This window comes from Cupriavidus numazuensis (assembly GCF_905397435.1).
GTDB lineage: Bacteria > Pseudomonadota > Gammaproteobacteria > Burkholderiales > Burkholderiaceae > Cupriavidus > Cupriavidus numazuensis.
This window is the reverse complement of the sequence record NZ_CAJPVI010000007.1, coordinates 75546-100890: the sequence shown is the minus strand read 5'-3', so window position 1 is coordinate 100890 and position 25345 is coordinate 75546. Positions and strand designations below refer to the sequence as shown.

The following is a 25345-nucleotide window of genomic DNA, read 5'->3' as shown; positions in this document are numbered from 1 at the left end:
CTGGCGATCCGTTCGAAGCGGATGCGCGGATCAGACCCCCAGCAATTCATTGAGCACCGGCATCTTGGCCTGCAGCTCGCTGGCCGCGAAGCGCTCGACGATGCCGCCGTGCTCCATCACATAGAAACGGTCAGCCAGCGGCGCGGCGAAGCGGAAGTTCTGTTCCACCATCACCACCGTGTAGCCCTTCTTCTTGAGCATCAGAATCATGCGCGCGAGCGCCTGCACGATCACCGGCGCAAGGCCCTCCGAGATCTCGTCGAGCAGCAGCAGGTTCGCGCCCGTGCGCAGGATGCGGCCCACGGCGAGCATCTGCTGCTCGCCACCCGACAGACGCGTGCCCTGGCTCTGGCGGCGCTCCTTCAGGTTCGGGAACATCTCGTAGATCTCGTCCTCGCTCATGCCCTTGCTGCTGTCCGCGCCCTTGAGCACCGGTGGCAGCAGCAGGTTTTCCTCGCATGACAGGCTCGAGAAGATCGCGCGTTCTTCGGGGCAGTAACCAATGCCGTAGTGCGCGATCTTGTGCGTGGGCAGTCCGATGGTCTCGTGGCCGTTGACCTTGATCGAGCCCTTGCGCGCGCCAGTCAGGCCCATGATTGCGCGCAGCGTCGTAGTACGGCCCGCACCGTTGCGGCCGAGCAGCGTGACCACTTCGCCGCGGTTCACGGTCAGGTCCACACCGTGCAGGATGTGCGATTCGCCGTACCAGGCGTGCAGATCCTTGATTTCGAGCGCGGGTACGTTGGATGTCGTCATATCGATGGCCTCCTCAGTGCGCGCCCTGCAACTCGGCGTCGGCGGTGCCCATGTAGGCCTCCATCACGCGCGGATCCTTCGAGACTTCCGCGTACGGACCTTCGGCCAGGATGGCGCCACGCTGGAGCACCGTGATCTTGTCGGCGATCGACGACACCACGTTCATGTTGTGCTCGACCATCAGGATGGTGCGGCCCGCCGATACCTTCTTGATCAGCTGCGTGACACGGTCCACGTCCTCGTGGCCCATGCCCTGCGTCGGCTCGTCGAGCAGCATCAGCTCGGGCTCCATCGCGAGGGTCGTAGCAATCTCCAGCGCGCGCTTGCGCCCGTACGGCAGGTTCACCGTGACGGTCTGCGCGAACTCGGTCAGGCCGACCTGGTCGAGCAGCTCCATCGCGCGGTCGTTGAGCACGTCGAGCGAACGCTCGCTGCGCCAGAACTGGTACGCAGTGCCAAGCTGGCGCTGCAACCCGATGCGCACGTTCTCCATCACCGTCAGGTGCGGGAACACGGCCGAGATCTGGAACGAGCGAATCACACCGCGGCGCGCGATCTGCGCGGGCTTTTCGCGCGTGATGTCGATGCCGTTGAAGAGGATGGTGCCGGTGGTCGGCTCCAGGAATTTGGTGAGCAGGTTGAAGCAGGTGGTCTTGCCGGCACCGTTGGGCCCGATCAGCGCATGGATCGAGCCGCGGCGCACGCGCAGATTGACGTCGCTCACGGCCGTGAAACCCTTGAATTCCTTCGTCAGGTTTCGCGTTTCCAGGATGGTTTCCTGTGAATTCATAGTCTCCTGCCCGCCCTGTTGCTGAACTGCCGGCTTGTGCCCGGCACCACTGACAATCGGTTCGAACTCGGCGTTTTGCCGTTGGGTCGCTTTAGTGTTTTTTTTGCGCGGTGCGACTACCGCTGTTGCTGCTGATGCCCCGTGCCATGTGCCGGGTGGTGCACCAACCGCAGGCGTCTATTGTGTGCGCCTGTTGCATCGCAAAACATCGGGGTTTGCACTATAAGACATGAACCATGTGTCAGGTTTTTGACGCGCTGCATCAAGGACTTGCGGGCGATCGGCACCTCGCCCTGCCCTTCCGCGGCGCGCGCCATGTCATGCAGCGAGTTGCTGGCGGCGGTCCTCCCGCAGCATGTCGCTCGCCCGCTCGGCAATCATGATGGTCGGCGAATTGGTGTTGCCCGAGGTGATCAGCGGCATGACCGAGGCATCCACCACGCGAAGTCCGTCGATGCCATGTACGCGCAGACGGTGGTCCACCACAGCGAGCGGATCGTCCGGACGCCCCATGCGGCACGTGCCGACCGGATGGAAGATGGTGGTCCCGATATTGCCCGCGGCCTCGGCCAGCGCTTCGTCGCTATCGAAGCCAGGGCCGGGCAACCACTCCTCCGGGCGATACGGCGCCAGTGCGGGCGACGCCACAATGCGACGCGTGAGCCGCAACGAATCGGCGGCGACCTTGCGGTCCTCGTCCGTGGACAGGTAATTCGGCGCGATCACAGGCGCCTGCCGGAAATCAGCGCTGTCGATATGCACGCTGCCGCGCGAGGTCGGGCGCAAGTTGCAAACGCTCGCCGTGAACGCATTGAACGCGTGCAGCGGCTCGCCAAACTTGTCGAGCGACAGCGGTTGCACGTGGTACTCCAGGTTCGGCCGTGCCTGCGACGCATCCGAGCGCGCGAACGCGCCGAGTTGCGACGGCGCCATGCTCATCGGCCCGCTCTGGTTGAACGCGTATTGCAACCCGATGCCGAGCTTTCCCCACCAGCTCGCCGCGCGGGTATTCAGCGTGCGCACGCCATTGACCTTGACCACGGTGCGCAGCTGCAGGTGGTCCTGCAGGTTCTCGCCCACGCCCGGCAATGCATGCCGCACCTGGATGCCCAGTGCCTGCAGGCGCTCGCCCTGCCCGACGCCGGACAGCTCCAGCAATTGCGGCGTATTGACCGCGCCTGCGGCCAGGATCACTTCGTGCCGCGCCGCCGCACTGTGCGCCTGCCCGCCTCCGACGTAATTCACGCCCGTGCAGCGGCGCCCCTCGAAGGTCAGCGCGCTGACTTGCGCGCCCGTCACGATAGTCAGGTTCGGCCGATCCGCGGCGCGCCGCAGGAAAGCCTTGGACGTATTCCAGCGGATGCCGCGGCGCTGGTTGACCTCGAAATACCCCACACCGAAATTGTCGCCCCGGTTGAAATCGTCGGTGCGCGGAATGCCGGCCTGCTCGGCCGCGTCGATAAAACGTTCGAGGATGTCCCAGCGCAGGCGCTGCGCTTCCACACGCCATTCGCCGCCGGCACCATGGAATTCGCTCGGGCCGCGATGGTGGTCCTCGCTGCGCTTGAACAGCGGCAGCACGTTGTCCCAGCGCCAGCCGTCGTCGCCGCTCAGGCGTGCCCAGTCGTCATAGTCCTCGCGCTGACCGCGCATATAGATCATGCCGTTGATCGACGACGAGCCCCCGAGCACACGCCCGCGCGGATAACCGAGCGAACGGCCGTTCAGCCCCTTCTCCGCGACCGTGCGATACAGCCAGTCCGTGCGCGGATTGCCGATGCAATAGAGATAGCCGACCGGAATATGGATCCAGTGGTAGTCATCCTTGCCGCCCGCCTCGAGCAGCAGCACATTGACATCCGCGTCCTGTGTGAGGCGGTTGGCCAGCACACAGCCGGCCGAGCCGGCGCCCACGATGATGTAGTCGAAGGTCTCCATACGAGTCGTCTCGTCTCCGTGCTTGTTCTTGTTGTGTTGGTGTCTGGCAGCGCCGATGCGTGTCCATCAGGACGGCCCATCTTTGCATTCAGTGAAGATGCGGCACGCCCCTCCTGCCATGCCGCTGCCGCGCTGACCGCCAGATTGGCGCAGTTGCACGGGCCCGTCCAATGATTTATCGTCAATCGCAATATAAGCCGCGCAAAATATTGCAGCGCACACTGAAGCGCCCCGGACCTTGGATCTCCATCACCTGCGCGCCTTCGTCGCCGTCGCGCGCGAAGGCAATCTGACCCGCGCCGCCCAGCGCCTGCACCTGACGCAGCCGGCCGTGAGCCTGCAGCTCAAAGCGCTGCAATCGGCATGGCGCATCCGCGTGTTCGAACGCACCGCCACCGGCCTCACGCTGACTGCCGATGGCGCGGCCCTGCTGCCGCTCGCCGAGCGCATTCTCGACAGCGTCGGCGACCTGCAGCACACCGTCGATGCGATGCACACCACCGTGCGCGGCAAGCTCGCGATCGGCACCATCCTCGACCCGGAATTCACGCGGCTCGGCGTCATGCTGCGCACGCTGGTCGAGCGCCATCCGCAGATCGGCACGGAACTGCGCCACGGCATGTCGGGCTGGGTGCTGCAGCAGATACGCAGCGGCGCGCTCGATGTGGGCTTTTACCTCGGGCAGCTGCCGGATGCCGGCTTCCATGCGCTGGCATTGACGCCGTTCTCGTATTACGTGGTCGCGCCGAAGGGCTGGAAGGAACGCACCGCGCTGCGCTCGTGGGCGCAGCTCGCGACGCTGCCGTGGATCTGGACGCCGTCTGAATCCGCGCACAACCGGCTGCTGTCGGCGCGCTTTGCCGAAGCGGGCGTCGACGCTGCCAGCGTGCACAAGGTCGCGCATGTGGACCAGGAAGCATCGATGCTGGACCTGGTGCGCTCGGGCGTTGGCCTGTCGCTGGTGCGCGACTCCATCGCACTGCGCGAATCGCACGCGCATGGCCTTGTGGTGGTGGAAGGCATGTCCGTGCAGACCGAGCTGATGCTGGTCGCGCTGGCCAGCCGCCGGGACGATCCCGTCGTCAGTGCCGTGTTCGGCGTCGCCGAGTCCGTGTTCCGAACCTAGCCTTGCTGCGCCAGATGCCGGCGCAGCCAGTCCGTCAGCGCGGCAAACACTTCGCTGCGCAACGGCTCGGCCTCGTTGAAGATCTCGTGGTAGCCCTGGTCGAACCACACCTGTTCGCGCAGGTCGGCCGGCGCATGGTCGAAGAAAGTCCGGCTACCTGCCGGATCGACGATCTTGTCCGCGCCACCAACGAGCATCAGCATCGGTGCCTCTAGCCGCGGCGCATCGGTCTGCGCTTGCGCCATACCCCGGATGAAGCTCTCAAGTACGCCAGCCGTGATCGTGGTCTGTACCAGCGGATCAGAGCGATAGCGCGCCACCACCTGCGGGTCGTGCGACAGCATGCGTGCATCGATCGGGTTCGGCACACGCAAGCGCGGCACCAGCGTCAGGAGTACACGATGGATCGTCAGCATCGTCGGCGACAACCGCAATGCGAGCGCCGGCGACGACAGCACCAGCGCTCGCACCGGGCGCAAGCGCGCAGTGGCGAAGCGCGCCGCAACCAGCCCTCCCATGCTGTGGCCGAGCAGGATCGGCAGTTCCTTCCAGACCCGCACTGCCGCGTCATGGATTTCGGCAAGGTCATCCAGATAGGCATCCGGATGTTCCGCGACCATGCGCGCCCCGCCGCTCGCGCCATGCCCGCGCTGATCATAGGCGCGCACGCGCAGTCCCAGTCCGCACAGCACTTCTGCCACGTGCTGGTAGCGGCCACTGTGCTCGGCCAGGCCATGGACGAGCAACACGCAGCCGACCGTTTCGGGGAACATGCGCGGATCCGGTTCCCAGGTGCGCAGCAGCAGCTCGGTACCGTCGCGCATGCGCTGGCGGCTCTCCACTGCTGCAAGACCGGGTGCTGTGCCAGCCGCGTCCGCAGGCGCGGACGGGCCTGCCTCGGCAGGATGAACGGGGTGTTCCGTCATGGGCTTGTCCATCCGCGGGTCTCCTCCCGGTGCCGCCCGTCCGGCGCGGGGGGCATTGCGTTTCTGATTATTGTTCGTCCGCCACCGCACCGCTACATGCGCCCTCGACATGGCAATGCGCATGGTCATCTGGCTGCGCAAAGTCGGCGAGAATCGGGCAATCGGGCCGGTCGTCGCCGCTGCAGGCTTCGGCCAGCGCCCGCAGTGTGTCGCGCATCGCAGCGAGTTCGGCAATGCGCTTTTCCAGGTCCGCCACATGCCGCAGCGTCATCGCCTTCACATCTGCGCTCGCGCGCCGGCGGTCATGCCACAGCGACAGCAGCCCGCGGATCTCGTCGAGCGAGAACCCGAGATTACGGGCGCGCCGCACGAAGCGCAAGGTATGCACGGCGCGCTCGTCATAGCGGCGGTAGCCGCCTTCGGTGCGCGGCGGCGTATCGACCAGACCGATCGACTCGTAGTGCCGGATCATCTTCGCGGAAACGCCGGAGGCGTCCGCGGCTTCCCCGATATTCATGCCTTTGCTCCTGTTTCGCCCGTGTCGCCACCCGTGTCGCCACCCGGGTGCCAGCGCCGCAGCAGCAACGCGTTGCTGACGACACTTACGCTCGAGAACGCCATCGCCGCCCCGGCGACCACCGGGTTCAGCAGCCCCGCCGCTGCCAGCGGAATGCCGACCACGTTGTAGAAGAACGCCCAGAACAGGTTCTGGCGGATCTTGCGCACGGTGCGTTGCGACACGGCCAGCGCGTCGGCGACGAGCGCCGGATCACCGCGCATCAGCGTGATACCGGCAGCATGCATGGCGACATCGGTACCGGTCGACATGGCAATACCGACATCGGCCGCGGCCAGCGCCGGCGCATCGTTAATGCCATCGCCGACCATGGCCACCACCGCGCCGTCCTGGCCGAGCGCACGCACACGTGCCGCCTTGTCTTCGGGCAGAACCTCGGCCTGTACTTCATCGAGACCCAGCGTCTGGGCCACGCGTGCCGCGGCGCCCTTGTTGTCGCCGGTCAGCATCACCGTGCGCACGCCGGCCGCGCGCAGCCGCGCAATTGCCGCGGGTGCGCCGGGCTTGATGGCATCGCCAAACGCCACCAGGCCAGCGACGCGTGGCGGCTGCGTTTCCACCAGCCACGACACCGTGCGGCCCTCGTCGCGCAGGCGTTCCGCCGCCGCCTGCAGCGTACCCGCATCAGCGCCCAGCGCTTCGCGCAGCCGTTCGCTGCCGAGCTGCAGCGCCTGCCCGTCGACCACGCCGGCAATGCCACGCCCCGGTAGCGCCTGCACATCGGTGGCCGCGGGTGCAGGGATGCCGCGCGCTTGCGCCGCATTCAGCACTGCGCGCGCCAGCGGGTGTTCACTGCCTGCCTGAAGTGCCGCCAGCCGCGCCAGTAGCCTCGCGCCGTCGGCATCGTCCGCGTCGGCCGCCTGCAGCGCCACCACTTCGGGCCGGCCCACGGTCAGCGTGCCGGTCTTGTCAAACGCCACCACGCTCACGCGATGGGCAATCTCGAGCGCCTCGGCATCCTTGATCAGGATGCCAGCGCGCGCACCGGCGCCGGTACCGGCCATGATCGCGGTCGGCGTGGCGAGCCCCAGCGCGCACGGGCAGGCGATCACCAGCACTGCCACCGCGTTGAGGAGTGCCATTTCCCAGTCGCCCGCGAACAGGCCCCAGCCGAGCAGCGTCACCAGCGCAATGCCGAGCACCACGGGCACGAACACCGCGCTGACCTGGTCGACCAGGCGCTGGATCGGTGCCTTGGCCGCCTGCGCATGCTCGACCATGCGGATGATGCGGGCAAGCACGGTCTCGGCGCCGACCGCGACGGTGCGCGCTACGAGCAGTCCTTCGAAATTGATGGCGCCGCCGGTGAGCTTGTCGCCGGGCGCCTTGGGCACCGGCAGGCTCTCGCCAGTCAGCATCGATTCGTCGGCATGACTGCTGCCGTCGATCACCACGGCATCGACGGGGATACGCTCGCCGGGACGCACCACCACTTCGTCGCCCACACGCACCGATCCCAGCGGCACCGTCACTTCCTGGCCGTTGCGGCGCACGCGCGCGGTGTCGGGACGCAGCGCGGCGAGCGCGCGGATGGCATCGGCGGTCTGGCGCTTGGCCCGCGTCTCCAGCCATTTGCCCAGCCGTACGAGCGTGATGACTACTGCGGCGCTTTCGAAGTAGAGATGCGGCATGCCATCGGGCGTGCGCCACATCAGCCACAGCGACAGGCCATAGGCCGCGCTCGTGCCCAGCGCCACCAGCAGGTCCATATTGCCGGCACCGGCGCGCACGGCCTTCCACCCGGCCTTGTAGAAGCGCCAGCCGAACACGAACTGCACGGGCGTGGCCAGCAGCCACTGCACCCAGCCCGGCAGCATCCAGTGCATGCCGAACCATTCGAGCACCATCGGTGCGACCAGCGGCAAGGAAAGCGCCGCCGAGAGCATCACCGGCCAGGGGCCGCTCCAGAAGTCGTGCGCAGCGTCGCCCGGCGCAGCCGATGGCAGCGTTTCGGTGACTGGCGTCGCACCGTAGCCCGCGCGCGCGACCGCGGCGGCAAGCGAATCGGCATCGGCGGCGCCGCGCAGCAGTGTCACGCTCGCGCGTTCGGTAGCAAGGTTGACCTGGGCATCCAGCACACCGGGCACGGCGCGCAGCGCGCGTTCGACGCGGCCCACGCAGGAAGCGCAGGTCATGTCAGCGATATTGAGTTCTACCGTCTCGCGCGGCACTTCATAGCCGGCATCCGCCACGGCCTTGGCTGCGGCCGGCAGGACGGCGCCGCTGTCCGCATGCAGCGTGGCCTGCTCGGTGGCAAGGTTCACGGCCACGTCTTGCACGCCGGGCACCTTGGCCAGCGCATTCTCGACACGCCGCACGCAAGACGCGCAGGTCATGCCGTCGATTGGCAGCCGCCACTCCGGCGCCTGGCTGCCCGTCAAGGTTGGGGAAAGGCTGGCATTCGGCATCGCTGGACTCGTTCTCAGTTTTGTTCACTGCATGATGGACCTTACCATCATAGGAAGGTCAAGGACGATTCGAGTGCCGTGTCATGCGCTTTTGATGTCGCCGCGAGGTTATCGCTTGCGCTTCCCACCATGGGAAGGTTCACACTACGTCTGTCGCGGCGATCGTGCCGCTCATCCATGTCAATCAGGAGGTCTAAGCCATGATCCAGTTCCAGGTCGAAGGCATGTCGTGCAACCACTGCGTGGGGGCCATCACGCGCGCCGTGCAAGGTGTCGATCCCGCTGCCCGCGTCAACGCTGATGTTTCGGCCCAGTCGGTGAAGGTGGAAAGCGGTGCGGATGTGCAGGCGCTGCGCGAGGCTATCGAGGAGGCTGGGTATCCGGTGAAGGCGGTCGGCTGAGGGTTGAAGGCGGGGTTGGGTTGTCGTGCTTCGCTGGCGCTGCTGTTTCGCCGGCGTAGCCGGCGAGTCACTTTTGTCCGAGCGACAAAAGTAACCAAAAACGCGTTTTGGTTGCCCCAAAGGGGCGAATTTTTATCGTAGTGTGCTGAGGGTGTTGTACGGGTATGGGCTTCAGAGGGGATTTCCGCTGCCTGCCGCGTGGCGCACGACCGTGAGAGGAATTACCGCGCTGATTGAACGAGCCCTGCAAGCGTTCGTGGCCCCTGCTGCCGGCGATATCGTCTGATCGCCTTCGGCTGCGCTACGCGCAGAGCTCAAGTCTGAGCACGCAGGCCCAGGGCGAACTACGCCTCGGTGACGATGCCTGCCAATGCATGCGCGTAGAGACAGGACATCAGGAACGGGAACGGGGACTCGGGCGCCAGCGACGCTGATGAGCTTGCCCCCAGACGACGACGTGCGCGCAGCGCAGCCGAAGGCGTCCCACCACTGACCGTGTTGAAACGCTGTACCCGAGTCCGTCTTGGGGATCGTCCAAAAGTCGTGCCGCGCGAGGCACAGGTTCTGACTCACATAGCGTAGCAGGGTCGAACCACTGACCACCGTAGCAGGCGTCCAAAGCCGTTTGAACCCCTGCCGCCGTGGAATTGATGGCCAGCGGCAACGACGCGCTTTTTGGTTACTTTTTGTCGCTCGGACAAAAAGTGACTCGCCGGCTACGCCGGCGAAACAGCCGCGCCAGCGAAGAGTGATAACCCACCCCCAACGAGAAGGCCCGCCGGCTACGCCGGCGAAACCGCGGCGCATGCCAAGAGCGACACCCCCTCCCGACACGAGCCCCCCACCATCAAAACAACCAATCAGAACTTGTAACCCACACTCAGAAAAGTCACCACCGGATCAATCTTGATCTTGGTATGCGACACGATCGTCACCCCGTTCGCCTGGGTGGTGAGAGTGGCACGGGTAGACAACGGCAAGTAGGAAACCGACAGACCCACGAACCAGTTGTCGGTGATCGCGTAGCTCGCGCCGACGTTGAACACCGGGTTCCACGAGCTTTCGGCATTGGCGGTCATCTTGGCGCCGGGAATACCGAAGGCGTGGTTGACGAAGTCCTGGTTGGAGATGGTCTCGTCGGTGAACCAGGTGTAGTTCACACCCAGGCCGACATAGGGCCGAAGCTTGGTCTTGGCGTCGAAGAAGTGGTATTTCACCACCACCGCCGGGCTCCACTGCCTGACCGAACCGAGCTTGCCATATTGGGCGTAGTCGCCGGTGCCCTTGACGTCATGCTTGGGCGGAATGCCCGCGACCAGTTCGGCCGAGATGTTATCCGTGAAGTAATGCTCGAAGGCGATGCCCAGCGTATCGGCGCTCTCGATATTGGCGCCCGTATTCGGCCGGGTCATGTTGACCGGACGGCCATTGATACTGTCCACCGTCAGCGGATCGGCCGAGCTGTTCGGCATCACGCGGAACCAGCCCAGGCTGACGATGTTGCTGCCTGCGGATTGCGCCTGTGCCGTGCCTGCCAGCGCCATGACAGCGCCTGCCGCCAGCATCTTCTTATAGGTCGATTTCATAGTCCTCATACTCCTCATTCGGGTTGCTGCCGGAGGCATTATCCGGCCTGCGGCAGGGGGACTGTTTCATCGACGACACTGATTCGTAGAAGGACTCCCCTAAATGAAGGGTTAACCATTAAGAAAATCGCATCGAGGCTGACCGTGGCCTCCGGTACCGCAGCATCCGCGCAACGCTTTTGCGGCGCTGCGCGAAAAACCCTCGAATATACGTGGTTTTACGGGGGCGGCGGGCCGGTTTTCGATCCAGCCGCCGCCCGCTGCGCACCGCTGTTGCGTCAGGGCGTCACGATGGCGAAGTTGCTGTCGAACTTGTCCATCAGACCCACCCACCTACGCAGCGCGCCGGCATCGCCGTCGACACGCGCGCGTCCGGCCTGCACCTCGGCCGGCAGTGTGGTCTGGCCGGCAAGCACACCCATCAGCGCCATGCGAGGAATGCTCAGCGTCACCTGGGGGGTCTGGTGCTGGGCATCGGCCTTGTACCGGAACACGCCGTTATCCACCGTCAGTGCATAGCGCTTGCCCGTATCGGGCTGGACCCAGTTGATGGCCAGCTTCTGGCCCGCCGCGCGCTCGCCATTCAGGCGAATCGCCAGGTAGTCCAGCAACATTGTGTCGGTCATGGCATTCAGCACATCGGGGCTGGAGGTGCGCGTGCCCGGATCCTTCGGCAGGCCGTTGCGCAGTTCCTGCGCACCGCTCAGGAAAGCGCTGCGCCACGTGGCCGATTCGGTCTGGTAGCCAAGCTGCTCGAGCGCGTCGGCTTCCAGATTGCGCGCGGCCTGGTTGGACGGGTCGGCAAAGACGACCTGCTTCATGACCTCGGCCACCCAGCGGTACTCGCCTCGCGCATACGAAGCCCGCGCCTGCTCGATCACCTTGTCCGCCCCGCCCATGAACTCGACGTAGTGCCGAGCAGATTCTTCCGGCGGCAGCGGATAGAGATTGGCCGGATTGCCGTCATACCAGCCGAGATAGCGCTGGTAGACCGCCTTGGCGTTGTGGTTCACCGTGCCGTAGTAGTCGCGCAGGTCCCACTGGCTCGCCAGCGACGGCGGCAGCTTCACGCGCTCGCCGATCTCCGCCGGCGTGAAGCCCTGGTTGGCCAGGCGCAGCGACTGGTCGTGGATGTACTTGTAACCGTCACGCTGGTTGCCAAGGTACGTCGTGATGTTCTGCTGGCCCCACTTGGGCCAGTGGTGCTGCGCGAACAGCACCTCGGTACGGCCACCGAAACGGTCGATGGTCTCGTCCAGCGCGCGCCACCACTGGTTGGCGTCACGCACCTGCGCACCGCGGATGGTGTACAGGTTGTGCATGTTGTGGGTGGCATCCTCGGCCGCGCACAGTGCCTTCCATTGCGGGAAGTACATCAGCATCTCGGCCGGCGCTTCAGTGCCGGGCGCCATCAGGAATTCGATCTGCACGCCGTCGATCGTGCGCGTCTCGCCGGTCTTCGCGATCAGGTCGGTCGGCGCGATCAGCGTGATGGTGCCGTGGGACACCGCCTTGCCCAGGCCCGAATCGACATGGCCGTTGGCAGCCTTCGGCAGATTGGCGCCGTACATGTACTGCGCGCGGCGCGCCATCGCGTTGCCCGCGAAGACGTTCTCGCTGACCGCCTCCTCCATGAAGCCTTCCGGCGCCAGCACCTTGACGCGGACAGCCTTCACGTCCTCGTCGGTGGTCACGCCCTTCACGCCGCCGAAGTGGTCGCCGTGGCTGTGGGTGTAGATCACCGCCACCACCGGCTTCTTCGGTCGATGCTTGTAGTAGAGGTCCAGCGCAGCGTGCGCGGTTTCCTTCGAGGTCAGCGGATCGATGATGATCAGACCGCTATCGCCCTCGATGATCGTCATGTTCGAGATGTCGAGCCCGCGCACCTGAAAGATGCGGTCGGTGACCTGGAACAAGCCGTTGTTCATATTGAGCTGGGCCTGGCGCCACAGGCTCGGGTTGACCGTGTCGGGCGCCTTGGCATCGCGCAGGAATGCATACGTACCGAGCGACCAGACCATGCGCCCCTGCGCATCACGGATCTCGTTGCTGTCCAGCGTGCCGAGGAAGCCGCGCTGCGCATCCTCGAAATCCTGGCGGTTGGCAAACGGCAGTTGCTGCAGGACGGCGGCATTGGCTTTCGCCGTGGCTGCCGTCGCCGGCTTCGGGCCGTCGGCGGCGTGGGCCAGCCCGACCAGGCACAGCGCGGCAGCAGCCAGCGTTGCGTATCGGTGAATCATTCGGTTCTCCTTGAGACATGGCTCAGTGCGAGCCTGCTGAAACAACAAGGCGGCAAGGGGAAACTTGCCGTCCACCAGCGGGGGCGCATTGTGCTGAACGTTCAGTACAATCCTGAAGTTTGGTTCGAATGGCGTCACACTGTCAAATGCAGAGCGGCAGTTTCCCGCGCTTCCGCCTTGCCTTTTAGTGATTCAAAAGACATATTTCGTTCGGTCATGCCCGCGCCCACCCCACTCACACCGCACGCCAATCCAAAAAACCGCCGAGGCCTCGAGACCCGCCAGCGCGTGCTCGAGGTCACGCGCGACCTGATGCGCGCGCATGGCTATGCCGACGTCACGCTCGACCAGATTTCGGCGAGCGCCGGCGTGGCCAAGAGCAGTCTGCTATGGCATTTCGGAAGCAAGGAGATGTTGCTGGCAGAGGCGGCCACCAGCCTGTTCCAGCAGATCGCCCAGGAGATCGAACCGAACTTGCGTGCCGGTGAAACGCCGCAGCAGCGACTGGATCGCGTGTTCAATCAGGTAGCGCAGGCTTTCACCGCCAACCCCGAAGCCAAGGGCGTGGTGCTCGGCATGCTGTTTTCGGGCAGCGTGCCGGCCAGCGTGCGCGCCGAGATCCGGCGCGGCTGGGACAGCCATGTGAAGCAGCTCGTCGAGGCGTTCTCGCAACCGCAACGTCCCATGCCGGCCGCGATGGCGCGGCTGATGCTGGCGACCTTCCATGGCTGCTATTGCCACTGGTATGCCGGCGATTGCAGCGAATCGGTCGCAGACTATCTGGAGCCCGCGCGCGAGTTGTTCCGTGCGTGGCTGCAGGCCGACGCAGCTTAATCCTGCCGGCTGGCCAGCACGCACGCCGCCAGGTCCCACAGCGCGTAGCCGACGCTCTTGAACACGAGCGGGCTGCCGCGGCGCGCGCGGATCGCATCCGCTTGCAGGATCGCCGTTTCGAACGGCTGCACGGTCGACCAATCGATGCCCGCCTGCAACAAGTCGCCTGCCTCTTCCTCGATGCCGAACAGCGTATCCGCGAGCAAGCGCCCGCTGGCCGACGCCGCCTGGCACAGCGCGGGCGGCAGTTCGCACATGTCGGGACGGAACGCACCGACCGCGGCAATGAAATGGTGGTCTTGCCACAGACCGCTGTCGATGTCGGGTAGCACCGGACTAAGGCTCGACGTGACCGTCACCACCATCGACACGCGCGGCAGCACGGATGCAACATCATCGGTCACCTCCGCCGTCACGCCGAGCGAGCCAGCGTGAGCGGCCAGCGCTTCGGCCTTTTCGCGCGTGCGCGAATGCAGCCACACGCGTCGTACCGGCAATCCAGCGATGAAGGCTTCCAGATGCGTCAGCGCCTGCACGCCGGCACCGATGATCAGCAATTCGCCGTCCGGCTGAGCGGCAAAGCGCTGCGCAGCCAGCAGCGACACGGCTGCCGTACGCCGCCCCGTGACGGTGGGACCGTCGAGCATGGCCAGGCGCTCGCCCGTATGCGCGTCAGCGACCACGACTTCCCCAAGGATATTGGGCAGCCCGCGCCGCGGATTGTCCGGATGCACCGTGATGTTCTTGGTCATCACCAGCCGCCGGTTGCGCGCCGGCATCACCAGCAGCGTGCCCGCCCCGCCCTGCGCGTCGCCGACCGGCAGCGCGATGCGCGGTGGCGCCATGGCCGTGCCGTCGCGCAACTCGGCCAGCATGTCGGCGATCGCCCCGGCGAGTTCGGGATAGGGCAGGCGCGCCGCCGTGCTGGCGGCATCAAGGGGAATCAGGGACATGCGGGCACTCCGGCAGGTCGGTTCAGGACCTGCCATTATGCGGCAGCTCCTGCACCCGAATCAGCGTGCCAGCATCGGCATCACATGCTCAGCATAGCGCGTACCCGCCGCTGCGCCGGACGGGAATACGGCGTCGATATCCGCCAGTTCCTTCACATCGAGCCGCACGTCCAGCGCGCCCAGGTTGTCGTCGAGATTGGCGATGCGGCGCGTGCCGGGAATCGGCACGATCTGCGGGCCGCGCGCCAGTACCCAGGCTAGCGCGAGCTGCGCGGGCGTGCAGCCTTTCGCGTCCGCCAGTGCGCGCACCTTGTCGACAAGCGCGAGGTTGCGCGCAAAGTTCTCGCCCATGAAGCGCGGGTTGGTGCGGCGGAAATCGTCCGCATCGAAGTCCTCGGGACTGCGGATCGCCCCCGTCAGGAAGCCTCGGCCCAGCGGGCTATAGGGCACGAAGCCAATGCCCAGCCGTTCGCAAGTTGCGAGGATGCCGTTGGTATCCACATCGCGCGTCCACAGCGAATACTCGCTCTGCAACGCCGTGACCGGATGCACCTTGTGCGCGCGTTCGAGGGTTTGCGCGCTGGCCTCGGACAGGCCGATCCATCGGATCTTGCCGGCCTTTACCAGTTCGGCCATTGCGCCAACGGTTTCCTCGATCGGCACCTCCGGATCGACACGGTGCTGGTAGTACAGGTCGATATGGTCGACGCCCAGCCGCTTCAGGCTCGCCTCGCAGCTGGCGCGCACATATTCGGGCCGGCCATTGACACCACGCGTCGCGGGTCTCGACAGATCGCGCACGATGCCGAACTTGGTCGCCAGCACGACCTGCTCGCGCCGACCGGCAATGGCGCGGCCCATCCGCCAGCTTGAAGCGCGGCTGGGCGTGCGTCTGCTGCAACGTACCACGCGCAGTGTCGGCCTGACCGAGGCGGGCGCGGCGCTGCTCGCGCGCATCGAGCCCGCGCTGCAGGAAATCGGCGCGGCCACCGACGACATCCGCCAGCAGCGCGACAACCCCGTCGGCACGCTGCGCCTGACCACGCCGACCACCGCAGGCGCGATCGTACTGAGGCCGCTGCTATCTGCCTTCTTGCGCGCGTATCCCGGCATCTGCGTCGACGTCGTCACCGACGACCGCTTTGCCGATCTCGTCGCCGAAGGCTTCGATGCGGGCCTGCGCCTCGGCGAGGCCCTGCAACGCGACATGGTCGCGATTCCCGTCACCGGTCCGCTACGCATGGTGGTGGCAGCCGCGCCCGCATATCTTGCGCAACACGGCACGCCGCAGACGCCTGCGGATCTTCACGCGCACGCGTGCCTGCAATACCGTTTCGGCCCGCACGGCGGCGTTTATCGCTGGGAGTTCATGGAAGACCGCCGCGCGTTCACCGTGGACACGCATGCGGCGCTGATCGCCAATGACAAGACCCTGCTGCACCAGGCAGCGTTCGATGGCGTCGGGCTGATCTACGAGTTCACCAACCACATCCAGGGTGCGCTCGACGACGGGCGGCTCGTCACCGTGCTGGACCGCTGGCTGGCACCGTTCGACGGCTTCTACCTGTATTACCCGGCCCGTACGCTGATGCCGCCCAAGCTGCGCGTATTCGTCGATTTCCTCAAGACGCACGCGCCGGTGTCAGCGCGCGCTGCGACCCGCTGAAGCGGCGGGCGCGCGTACGCTCGCGCCGCGCACTTCGATGCCGATGCGGTCCACCACCTTTCCCGCTGCGTCGAGCAGTTCGACCTGATGCCGCCCCGGCCATGGCAGCCACGCCACCTCGCCGCCGCGCCCGAGCGGCTTGCCGTCCATGCGCCACGTCACCGAACGCGCGGTCTGGCCCGTGACGCCTTCCGCGTGGAACCACACGCGCTGCGCCGATGGCGGCATGTCCGGGTCGAGCGCGAACACCGTGCCGTTGGCCGGGTTCGCAATCGCCGGCACGCCCGAGCGCGCGGTCGAGGTACCGACGCTGACGCGCGTCTGCGCCGTGCCAGCGAGAAACACTTCTTCACGCGCCGGTTCGAGGTCATCGGCGAACGTCAGCGCCACGCGCTCCACGCCCGCCGGCGCGACCGGGGCCACGCTCGGTTGCGATCGATGCAGCGCCTCCATCACGTCATGCCAGACCGGCGCCGCGCCCGATACACCCGATACGTCATGCATGCTCGCCCCGCTCGCATTGCCGACCCACACGCCGACCGTATAGCGCTGCGACCAGCCGATGCACCAGTTGTCGCGCATGTCCTTGCTGGTGCCGGTTTTCACCGCGGTCCAGAAACGGGTGGTCAGCGGACTGTCGAGCCCGAACGTGCGCGCACGTGCATGACGATCGGACAGGATGTCGGCGACGACAAAGCTCGCTGCTGGTGACATCACCGCCGTGGTCGGCACGATCGCCATGCCCGCACGCATGCGCACCGGCGCATAGCGGCCACCGTTGGCCAGCGCGCGATACGCATTGGTCAAGGCCAGTAGCGACACATCGGCGCTGCCGAGCGCAAGGCTGTATCCGTAGTAGTCACCGGCTTCCGTCAGCGGCAGTCCCAGCGACACCAGTCGCTTGTGGAAGCGGTGCGGCGTCACCATCACCAGCGTGCGCACTGCGGGCACATTCAACGAAGCGGCAAGCGCCGCGCGCGTACTGACCCAGCCCGCGTAGCGATGGTCATAGTTCTGCGGCACGTAGAGGCCGCCGCCGACCGGCAGGTTGACGGGCCGGTCATCCAGCAGCGAAGCGGCCGTCAGCCGGCGCTCTTCCAGTGCCTGCTCGTACAGGAATGGCTTGAGCGTCGAGCCCGCCTGGCGCAGCGCCTGTGCATGATCGACTTCCGCGGCACCGGACAATTCGCCGGACGAGCCCACGTAGGTGAGCACATCGCCGCTCGCGTTGTCGATCACCACCACGGCGCCGTCTTCCACATGGCGCCCTGCCAGTTCGCGCAGATGGCGCTGCAGGCTCGCCATGGCCACACGCTGGAGGTCCGCGTCGAGCGTGGAGCGGAGGTACGGCGGCGCCGGCGCATCTGTCCGCGCTTGCACACGCGCCTGGCTTGCCAGCATGCGGCCGAGATGCGGCGCCAGTTGCCTGGGCTGCGGCGACGCTGCGGTACCACGCTGCGCGACGCTGCCTGAGCGCAGCAACGCCAATTGCGCGAAGCCTTCCAGCCCCTCGCACTCGCGCGGCAAGCGCATTTCGCGCAGGATGCCGCATGCCCGGCGCGCCACTTGTGCGGCCTTCGCATTGGGCGCTCGCACAAGCGCGACGGCCAGTGCGGATTCGCGCGCATCCAGCCCCTCAGGAAACTTGCCGAACAACACCTGCGACATCGCCGACAGGCCGACCAGCTCGCCACGGAACGGCACGAGGTTCAGATAAGCCTCGAGGATCTGGTCCTTGCTCCAGCTTCGTTCCAGCGATGCGGCGCCGGCAGCCTGTCCTAGCTTCTGCGTGACGCTGCGGCCCTGCCCCGCCGCGCCCGGCCTGCGCAGGTCCTCATCGAGCAGGCCTGCCAGTTGCATCGTCAGCGTGGAAGCACCGCGCGTCCGCGTGTTAAAGAGATTGGCCCAGGCTGCTGCAGCCACGCCTTGCCAGTCGACGCCGCTGTGTGCGTAGAAGCGCTTGTCCTCCGACAGCACGATGGCCGTGCGCAACGCCGGCGAGGTTTCCTGCAGCGTGACCCAATCACCGCGGCGAACGCGGAAATCGTCACGTATGCGCGCCACCGTTTCGCCGTTGCGATCAGTGATGATGATGTCGGAACTGCGCCAGTCGGTGCGGACCTGGGTGAAGGTTGGGAGGGCGTGGGCGGGGAGTGCTGCGCATGCAAATGCAAATGCGATTGCACCCACGGAAAACAACGTCCGGAACACCGCAGGCCTTCTCCCCTCTCCCACTTGCGGGAGAGGGGAGCAAGTCGACGGTGTATTGCACGCCGTGGGCATGCGTAAGAACCACTTCATCCCCCCCGCTCCCCACGATTCGCGACAATGCCCGCGACAATCAGCACCTGTGCCGCCCAATACGTCCACCAGATGCCGAGTTGGAAACTGTCGAACGGCACCAGGAACCGCGCGATGCCGATCATCATGTCGGACGCTACGAAACACAATGCGCCCAGCGCAGTCAGCGGTGTGGGCAACTTTGCCACGAGTGCGCTGCATGCCATCGCCGCCAGTACGACGACATAGACCGTGACCGGCCCGGCGAGTGCGCCAAGGTTGGGCCAGAAGCGGCCCAGCATCGTGCCGGCCACGCCGATCAGCGCCCCGCATGCAATCAGCCGATGCGCGCGCGAGTCGCCCGCGAGCGGCACCAAAACCCGCAAGTAGGCCAGATGCGCGAGCAGGAACGCACCAAGCCCGCCGACGAACGAAATGCGCAGTGCGGGCACCGCAAGCAGGAAATCGCCGATCGCCGAGAACACCAGCGCGACCACCAGCCAGCGCCGCTCGGACAGCGGCCGGTGGAACCACGCCGCGCGCGCAAGCATCAGCGCCATCGCCGTCTTCCATGCCGGCTGCATCGCGATCTGCCCGGTCAGTGGCGCGCCTTCCGGCAATTCCATCGACACCTGCAGCAGCAACGCACCATAGACCACGCCCGCCAATGTGCCGGCCAGCCACCACTCGCGCACGCGCGCCGGCATCATCAGCGCGAGCCAGCTCATGGGCGGGCCCCCACAGTCAGGCGCGCGTTCGGTGCGGCGCCAAACACGTCTGGCGCGTACATCGCTTCGACGCGCGTCGGTGGCAGTGCGAAGTCGCCCGCATTATTCAGGCGCACGGTGTACTCAACGGAAATGCTGCCCTTGGGCACGTACTCGTAGTACTCGCGGTAGGCCTGCGGCGTACGCTCAATGTAGGCGGGCCACGCCATGCCCTTGCGCCGTTCACCGCGCGTGGCGATTTCCGAATCGCGGCCGAGCCCGCTGCCGAGGATCGTCGCACCGGCCGGTACCGGATCGCTGATCACCACCCACGTCATGTCGGCCTGCGCATCGACCTCCAGCTTCACGCGATACGTGTCGCCGCGCGACCACTTGCCGGCCACGGCCTGCTCCACCGGCGTCACCGTGCGGCGCACGCGATAGCCTGCTGCCAGCGGACCCGACAGCGGCACCGCGGCCATGGCCCGCACCGTCGCCCACGGATGGCCTGCGCCGGCATGTTCGAGCTGCAGCGTGCCGCCGCCTTCGCCGGCTGGCCACGGCAAATCGACGCTGCCCTGGGCCACGCCATCTCGACGCTGCGCGCGGCTCCAGTCGAAGCTGCGTGCGGATTCACCGGCACCGCTGACCGACATGCGAGTGCTACCCGCCACCGGCGTCTTCTCGAACACCTGCGCAAAGCGCGTGATGGCGAGCATGCCCCATGCATTGGCATTGGTCGTGCCCCACGCACCACGCACCTGCCGTCCGATCAGGCCTACAGCAAGCTGCGGCGCGTCGTCCTTCCAGCCAGGCAGTTCCGCTGCGAGCGCGAGCAGCCGCGCGGCATTCACATCGCCACCGGCCATCAGCCACCACCAGTCGTCGCTGCGCTCGGTCGAGAATGCCAGCCGCGTGCCCTGCACTGTCAGGCGTGCTCGCAGCAACTGCTGCGCCTCGGCCAGGCGTGCCTCGCGTTGCGGAATGTCCTGCATGCGCGCCAGCAGCATGGTCCAGTCGATCAGCGCCGACGTCGGCCATTGCGCGGGCAGGATCTGGATCGAACCGAGCATGCGCGCCTGCGCATGGCCCGTGCGTGACAGCGCTTCGAGCGCGGCGAGCTTGCGGACTTCAAGGTCCATCGTCGCCGACGACGGCGCCCACGCGTCGGGACGGATGCGGCCTTCGACAAACGCCACCAGTCCGCGCTCCATCTGCGCACGCAGCTCGTCCGGCACGCGCAGCGTCAGGCCAGCACGTGCGGCTTCATCGCTGATCGACAGCAGGTAAGCGGTCAGCGCAACGCTGCCGCTCTGGCTGTCGCTGCGCAGCGGGAAGTACGCGGCCAGGCCGTTCGCGTCGAGGTAGGAAGGCAACTGGTTCATCAGCGCTTCCCACGCCGTGCCGTCGGCGAGGCCGATGGCCTTGGACGTGAGTTGCTCCAGGCAGCTGAACGGGTAGTTGAGGAACCACTCGCGCACGCCCGGCATGCCGCCCGCGAGCGACGACTGCAGGTTCACCTGCAAGCCGCCGCGCACCTTGCCCGTCGGATCGGCAAGCGCGCCCGGCGGCGCCTTCACGGGCACGCTCAGTTGCGGTGTGAGTTGCGCCAGCGTGGCCTGCTGCACCGTCACCGGTTCCGCCGGCACGATCTGCTGCGACACCTTGATGCGATCCGTCGCGCCGCCGCTACCCTGCTCGGCAGCCTGCACTTCCCACTGCACGGTGCCGCTGCGCGAGAACGCGAGCAGTGCGGGCGCGGTGACATCCCAGCCGATCTCGCGCGCTTCGCCCGCGGGAACCTGCACGGTCTGCACAGGCAGTGCGTTGGCATTGCCGACCAGCGTGGCACGGGCGCTCGCTTGCACCGTCATCGCGCGCTTCGTCGTATTGCGCAGCGTGAACATGGCACGGTAGCGGTCGTCCTCGCGTATCAGCAATGGCAGCCCCGAAATCACTTGCAGGTCCTGCGTCGCGGCAATGGTTGCACTGCCTGTGCCGAAGCGTCCCACGCCGAGGTCCGCGACCGCGACAATGCGGAAACTCGTCAGCGAATCATTGAGCGGCACTTCGACCGTGGCCCTGCCCTCGGCATCAAGCTGCACGCGCGGGTTCCACAGCAGCAGCGTGTCGAACAGTTCGCGTGTCGGGCTCTTGCCGCCGCCACCGCCAGCCGGTACCGCCTTGCGCCCATAGTGGCGGCGCCCGATGATCTCCATCTGCGCGGTGGAGGTCTCCACGCCATAGCTGCGCCGCTGCAGCATCGCGTCGAGCAGGTCCCAGCTATTGTTGGGCATCAGTTCGAGCAGTGCCTGATCGACTGCAGCCAGTGCGATTTCGCCGTTCGCCGCAGGCTTGCCATCTGGTAGCTTCACCTGCAGCGCCACACGTGCCTTGCCGCGCACGGTATAGGAGGCCTTGTCCGGCGTCACGGTCACATCGAGCCGGTGCGCTTCGTTGCCCACGCGGATCTCCGCGAGGCCAAGCCGGAACGCCGGCCGCGACAGGTCGACCAACGCCGTCGGCGCCGCGTACTCTTTGCCTTCACTGCGGAACGCCCGCCACCATTCGCCCGGCTGGCGCCAGCCCCACGTGAAGAACGAATACCACGGCACTTCGTGCAGACGCCCGCGTATCGTCATCACCGATACGTACACGTTAGGCCCCCACTCCGGCTTGACCTTCACGCGCACCGTGGGATCGCTGCCGTTCAGTTCAACAACCTGCGTTTCGAGCACGCCTTCACGCTCGACCGCAACTAGCGCGGTAGCCTGGCGGAACGGCATGCGTACCTGGAACACGGCGGTATCACCGGGCGCGTACTGCTTCTTCTCGGGCAGCACATCGATACGGTCATGGTTCTCGCCGCCGAACCACAGTTCGCCCTGGCGCGTGACCCATACGGTGGATGCGGCCTGTGCGCTGCGGCCATCCTTGTCGCGCGCAATCGCAACCAGCTCGACTTGCCCGGCCTGGTCCAGCGTGACATCGCACCGCGCGCGGCCCTGCGCATCGGTACGCGTTTCGCACACGGTACCGAGGTCGCGGCTCTCGCTGCGGTTGTCGTAGCGATAGAAGCCGCCGACCACACGCTTGCGCGTCGACGTGGTGATGCGTGCGCGCGCATTGAACTTCACCGGTGCATCGGCGACCGGCTTGCCTTGCGTATCGAGTACCAGACCATGCACGGCCAGCTTCTGCTTCATCGAGACCCAGCCCTCGGTGCGGATGGCCGCCACGACCGCCGACGGCCACACCGGCACGGTCTGGCGCAAGGTCTGGACTTCGCCGTTGGGATCGGCGAAACCGGCTTCCAGCACAAGATCGCGCGGTGCGTCGATCTTCGGCATCTTGCGCAGCGTGACGGTGCCGTTGCCGTTCTTGTCGAGCGTCAGCGGCAGCTTGTCGGCGATCAGCTTCTGTCCGCCATCGCGTGCCTGGCCTTCATCGACTTCACTCATCTCCTCGTCGCCCGATGCGTTCTCACGCGTGGGGCGCGGCGGACTGAACGAGTACTCGTCATAACCCGGGAAGCTGACCCACTTGTCGCGCAACAGGGCCGACACGCGCACCGGAAGGCCGGCCGCGCCGCCGCCAGATACGTAGTGCACCTCGACCCCGACCGGAAGTTCGGCCGGCGCGACCACGGCGCCGCCCTTGCCTCCCGACGCCTGCAGCGTGCCGGTCAGCACCGGCAGCCGGAACGCCTCGACACGGAAGCTTCCGCTGGAATAGGTACGCGCGCTGCTGTCGCTGCCATCGCCACTGCCCTCGGCCTGCAGCTCGACGTTGTAGACGCCGAGCTTCGCTGCCGGCGGCACCTGGAAGGTGCTCTCGGCGCTGCGTCCGCCAGTGGCGGTGTTACGCCACTGCAGCGGCAACTCATAGGTCTGGCCGCTGCCTTCATGGCGGATCACCACGGTCTCCGGCAGCTTGCGGTTCGCCGGCGGCAAGGCGAACCCTTTCGCGGTCTCGGCACGGATGAAGTGCTTCATCGATACGGTCTCGCCAACGCGCAGCAGCGTGCGGTCGAACACCGTATGAGCACGCACGGTTTGCGTGGCGCTCGCGTCGGTCGGCACGTTGAAGCGCCAGGTCTCGATGCCGCGGTTCCAGTCGGACATCACAAAGGCCATGTCGGCCTTGCCACGCGCCTCGGGATGCGTGGCCGCGATGCGTGCCGAGACGAAGTAACCCGTCAGCCCGTTACCGTCGCAAGTGCGGCCGCGCACATCGTCGAGCTTCGCGAAGCGCACCACGCCGCTCGCATCCGTGCGGCCTTCGCCGAGCAGACGGCCCGAGCAGTCGCGCACGGCCACTGCTGCGTCGCGCACCGGCTTGCCATCATCGAGCGCGGTGACCCACGCGAGGCCGCTCATCGAACCGTCGCCATCGCCCCGCGCAAGCTTGAAGTGGACACCCAGGTTCGTAACCAGCGCGGCGGTGCGCACATACATCGGTGCGCGCTTGCCGAGCAGCGCTTCGCCAAGCATCGGCGAAGCAATCTCCACGACATGGAAGCCCGGCTCCGGCAGCGGAATGCCGACGACCTCGAACGGCCGCGGCGCATCGCCCGAAGGCTTGGGCACCGACAGCTTTTGCACGCCCGTCGCGCGCTCCAGCAGCGACACCGAACGCGTTTCGATCGACGGGGCATTACGCGGGTTGTTCACGCCATACGGCGAGCGGCCAGCCAATACCGCGTCGAGTTCCGCACGCGTCCAGCTCGCTTCATGCATGCGGCGCACCAGGCCAAGCCAGCGCAGCACGGCGCCGTCGTCATCGACCTTGAGCTTCAGCACCGTGCCTGCCTGCGCCTGCACGCCGCGGACCTGCAGGTCGGCTTCGACATTGCGCAGCGTGACGGGCAGCAACGGCGGATAGTCGGCCGGCGCCTTGCCCTTGGGCAGTTCGCCAAAACGCTCGACGACGCCAAACGGCGCCGCGGCGAACTTGGCCAGCGGCGGCATCGAGGCAGTCGACACCTTCAACGGGAACAGGTCCGCATTGGCGAGCGTGCGGCCACTGTCGTCCTTGAGGTCACGCGGGATCTCGATCGTGAAGTTCGCCTTCTCGGCGAATGGCGCGGCGAAGGTCAGCGACGTCACGTTCGCATCGGGCGCAAGATCGGCGTCGAACTGCGGTGCGCGCGGGCCCGACGGCGTCTTCAGCACCACGTGTTCAGCCAGCTTGCGCGAGATCGGCGCCGAGAACGACACCGTCATCGGCCGCAGTGGCGTGCATGGCGACTGCGCGTGTTCGCGCTCGCAACTGAAGCTCGCGGTGAACGGCTCGCGCACCGTGTAGTCGAAGCGGCGCTCGTCGCGCGTGGCAATGCCCGAAGGCGTGGCAATACCGGCGCCGAGCACAAGCTGCATGCGCGCGCCGGCCGGCAGCCGTTGCTGGCAGGCGAGCAGGTGAATCGCGTCCGGCGCATCTTTGGCAATGCGCTTCCAGTAGATGGCGTCGAGCACGCTGTCGCGCTCCTTGCCGGTGAGCAGGCGCACAGGAATGCGTTCGCCCAGGCCTTCGGCCTGGCACCACGCATGGTCGCGTACCGAGGCCGCGGTCGCCGCGCCATTGAAGCGCAAAGCGAAGATCTGGTCTTCCTCGATCTCGCCGCCCGATGGCCGGCTGGCGACCACGGTCGGGCCGCCGGTTTCGAAGCGATACTCTGGCTTGCCCGCGTAGGGCTTGCCCGCCACGCTGCGCAAGCTCGCCGACATCCGGACCGAACACCGCACGCCGGGCGGCAGATCGCGTTCGAAATCGAACACCCAATTGCTCGCATCGACCCAGCGTCCCTGCCCGGTCGTGGGCGCGCCGGTACAGGAAATGGCCGCCGGTGCAGCCGCCTGCACGTCGCCCATCGGCACCATGGCCTCGTCGAAGCGGATCGCGACCTGCCGGACCTGCGCAACCGTGCCCTCGGGCGAGAAACGCGTGACCTGTGCCGCAAACGCGGCCGACATGGAGAGCCATGCCAGCGTAGCGACCATTGCGGCACGGCCTGCCCGACTGCCCTGTCTGCCGACACCCCGACCCGGTCGGGCAACGATTCCCTTCATCCTGCGATCCTCCCGTCAAAGCACCCGGCGAGGGTGACATGTGACGTTTAGGAGTGCAAGGCCGGCACGCAAACCTGCAACGCGGCCAA

General features: G+C 66.5%; 17 protein-coding genes. 4 read left to right on the top strand and 13 right to left on the bottom strand.

What is annotated here, in order from left to right; translation table 11 throughout:
• Positions 1-30: 30 nt before the first annotated feature.
• From KHO41_RS07885 to KHO41_RS07875, 3 genes are all read right to left on the bottom strand, one after another.
• Positions 31-756, bottom strand: coding sequence for an ABC transporter ATP-binding protein (locus tag KHO41_RS07885; protein WP_211952725.1), 726 nt, complete (start codon positions 754-756; stop codon positions 31-33).
• 13 nt (positions 757-769) lie between these two features.
• A complete protein-coding gene (locus KHO41_RS07880; RefSeq protein ID WP_211952724.1) occupies positions 770-1546 on the bottom strand; it encodes an ABC transporter ATP-binding protein in 777 nt (258 codons plus the stop codon).
• Positions 1547-1864: 318 nt separating this feature from the next.
• Positions 1865-3484: a GMC family oxidoreductase gene (locus KHO41_RS07875; protein ID WP_211952723.1), complete on the bottom strand. Its 1620-nt coding sequence runs from the start codon at positions 3482-3484 to the stop codon at positions 1865-1867.
• Between the two features lie 238 nt (positions 3485-3722).
• Between KHO41_RS07875 and KHO41_RS07870 the strand changes: the two genes are divergently transcribed.
• Positions 3723-4610 carry a LysR family transcriptional regulator gene (locus KHO41_RS07870; protein ID WP_211952722.1) on the top strand — a complete coding sequence of 296 codons (888 nt, stop codon included), beginning with the start codon at positions 3723-3725 and terminating at the stop codon, positions 4608-4610.
• Here the strand turns inward: KHO41_RS07870 and KHO41_RS07865 are convergent.
• Genes KHO41_RS07865 through KHO41_RS07855 form a run of 3 tightly spaced genes read right to left on the bottom strand, consistent with a single transcriptional unit; the run spans position 4607 to position 8521 of the window.
• Positions 4607-5548, bottom strand: coding sequence for an alpha/beta hydrolase (locus KHO41_RS07865; protein WP_211952721.1), 942 nt, complete (start codon positions 5546-5548; stop codon positions 4607-4609). The genes KHO41_RS07870 and KHO41_RS07865 overlap by 4 nt on opposite strands.
• A gap of 55 nt (positions 5549-5603) precedes the next feature.
• Positions 5604-6053 carry a Cu(I)-responsive transcriptional regulator gene (gene cueR / locus KHO41_RS07860; protein ID WP_211952720.1) on the bottom strand — a complete coding sequence of 150 codons (450 nt, stop codon included), beginning with the start codon at positions 6051-6053 and terminating at the stop codon, positions 5604-5606.
• Positions 6050-8521: a heavy metal translocating P-type ATPase gene (locus tag KHO41_RS07855; protein ID WP_211952719.1), complete on the bottom strand. Its 2472-nt coding sequence runs from the start codon at positions 8519-8521 to the stop codon at positions 6050-6052. Before KHO41_RS07855 ends, cueR begins: the two co-directional genes overlap by 4 nt.
• A 200-nt stretch (positions 8522-8721) precedes the next feature.
• On the opposite strand from KHO41_RS07855, the gene KHO41_RS07850 reads away from it, so the two are divergent.
• On the top strand, positions 8722-8922 hold the full coding sequence (locus KHO41_RS07850; RefSeq protein WP_211952718.1) for a heavy-metal-associated domain-containing protein: 201 nt from the start codon (positions 8722-8724) through the stop codon (positions 8920-8922).
• Positions 8923-9782: 860 nt separating this feature from the next.
• Here KHO41_RS07850 and KHO41_RS07845 read toward each other — a convergent pair.
• Both KHO41_RS07845 and KHO41_RS07840 read right to left on the bottom strand, forming a co-directional pair.
• Positions 9783-10508, bottom strand: a complete 726-nt coding sequence (locus tag KHO41_RS07845) for an OmpW/AlkL family protein (protein WP_211952717.1) — start codon at positions 10506-10508, stop codon at positions 9783-9785.
• A gap of 278 nt (positions 10509-10786) precedes the next feature.
• Positions 10787-12748 carry an alkyl/aryl-sulfatase gene (locus KHO41_RS07840; RefSeq protein WP_211952716.1) on the bottom strand — a complete coding sequence of 654 codons (1962 nt, stop codon included), beginning with the start codon at positions 12746-12748 and terminating at the stop codon, positions 10787-10789.
• 216 nt (positions 12749-12964) lie between these two features.
• On the opposite strand from KHO41_RS07840, the gene KHO41_RS07835 reads away from it, so the two are divergent.
• Positions 12965-13582, top strand: coding sequence for a TetR/AcrR family transcriptional regulator (locus KHO41_RS07835; RefSeq protein WP_211952792.1), 618 nt, complete (start codon positions 12965-12967; stop codon positions 13580-13582).
• Here KHO41_RS07835 and KHO41_RS07830 read toward each other — a convergent pair.
• Positions 13579-14535, bottom strand: coding sequence for a delta(1)-pyrroline-2-carboxylate reductase family protein (locus tag KHO41_RS07830; RefSeq protein WP_211952715.1), 957 nt, complete (start codon positions 14533-14535; stop codon positions 13579-13581). The two genes, KHO41_RS07835 and KHO41_RS07830, sit on opposite strands and share 4 nt — an antisense overlap.
• Positions 14536-14595: 60 nt before the next feature.
• On the bottom strand, positions 14596-15396 hold the full coding sequence (locus KHO41_RS07825) for an aldo/keto reductase (RefSeq protein ID WP_244873744.1): 801 nt from the start codon (positions 15394-15396) through the stop codon (positions 14596-14598).
• Here KHO41_RS07825 and KHO41_RS07820 point away from each other — a divergent pair.
• A complete protein-coding gene (locus KHO41_RS07820) occupies positions 15383-16201 on the top strand; it encodes a LysR family transcriptional regulator (protein WP_244873743.1) in 819 nt (272 codons plus the stop codon). The two genes, KHO41_RS07825 and KHO41_RS07820, sit on opposite strands and share 14 nt — an antisense overlap.
• Here the strand turns inward: KHO41_RS07820 and pbpC are convergent.
• From pbpC to KHO41_RS07805, 3 genes are read right to left on the bottom strand one after another with little or no spacing between them, the layout of a single operon-like run.
• The gene (gene pbpC / locus KHO41_RS07815) at positions 16178-18484 is read right to left on the bottom strand and encodes a penicillin-binding protein 1C (RefSeq protein WP_376989522.1); all 2307 of its coding nucleotides are present in this window, start codon (positions 18482-18484) and stop codon (positions 16178-16180) included. The two genes, KHO41_RS07820 and pbpC, sit on opposite strands and share 24 nt — an antisense overlap.
• A 14-nt stretch (positions 18485-18498) precedes the next feature.
• Positions 18499-19209 carry a lysoplasmalogenase gene (locus KHO41_RS07810; protein WP_211952713.1) on the bottom strand — a complete coding sequence of 237 codons (711 nt, stop codon included), beginning with the start codon at positions 19207-19209 and terminating at the stop codon, positions 18499-18501.
• Positions 19206-25256 carry an alpha-2-macroglobulin family protein gene (locus KHO41_RS07805; RefSeq protein WP_211952712.1) on the bottom strand — a complete coding sequence of 2017 codons (6051 nt, stop codon included), beginning with the start codon at positions 25254-25256 and terminating at the stop codon, positions 19206-19208. The genes KHO41_RS07810 and KHO41_RS07805 overlap by 4 nt, the downstream gene beginning before the upstream one ends.
• Positions 25257-25345: the final 89 nt, after the last annotated feature.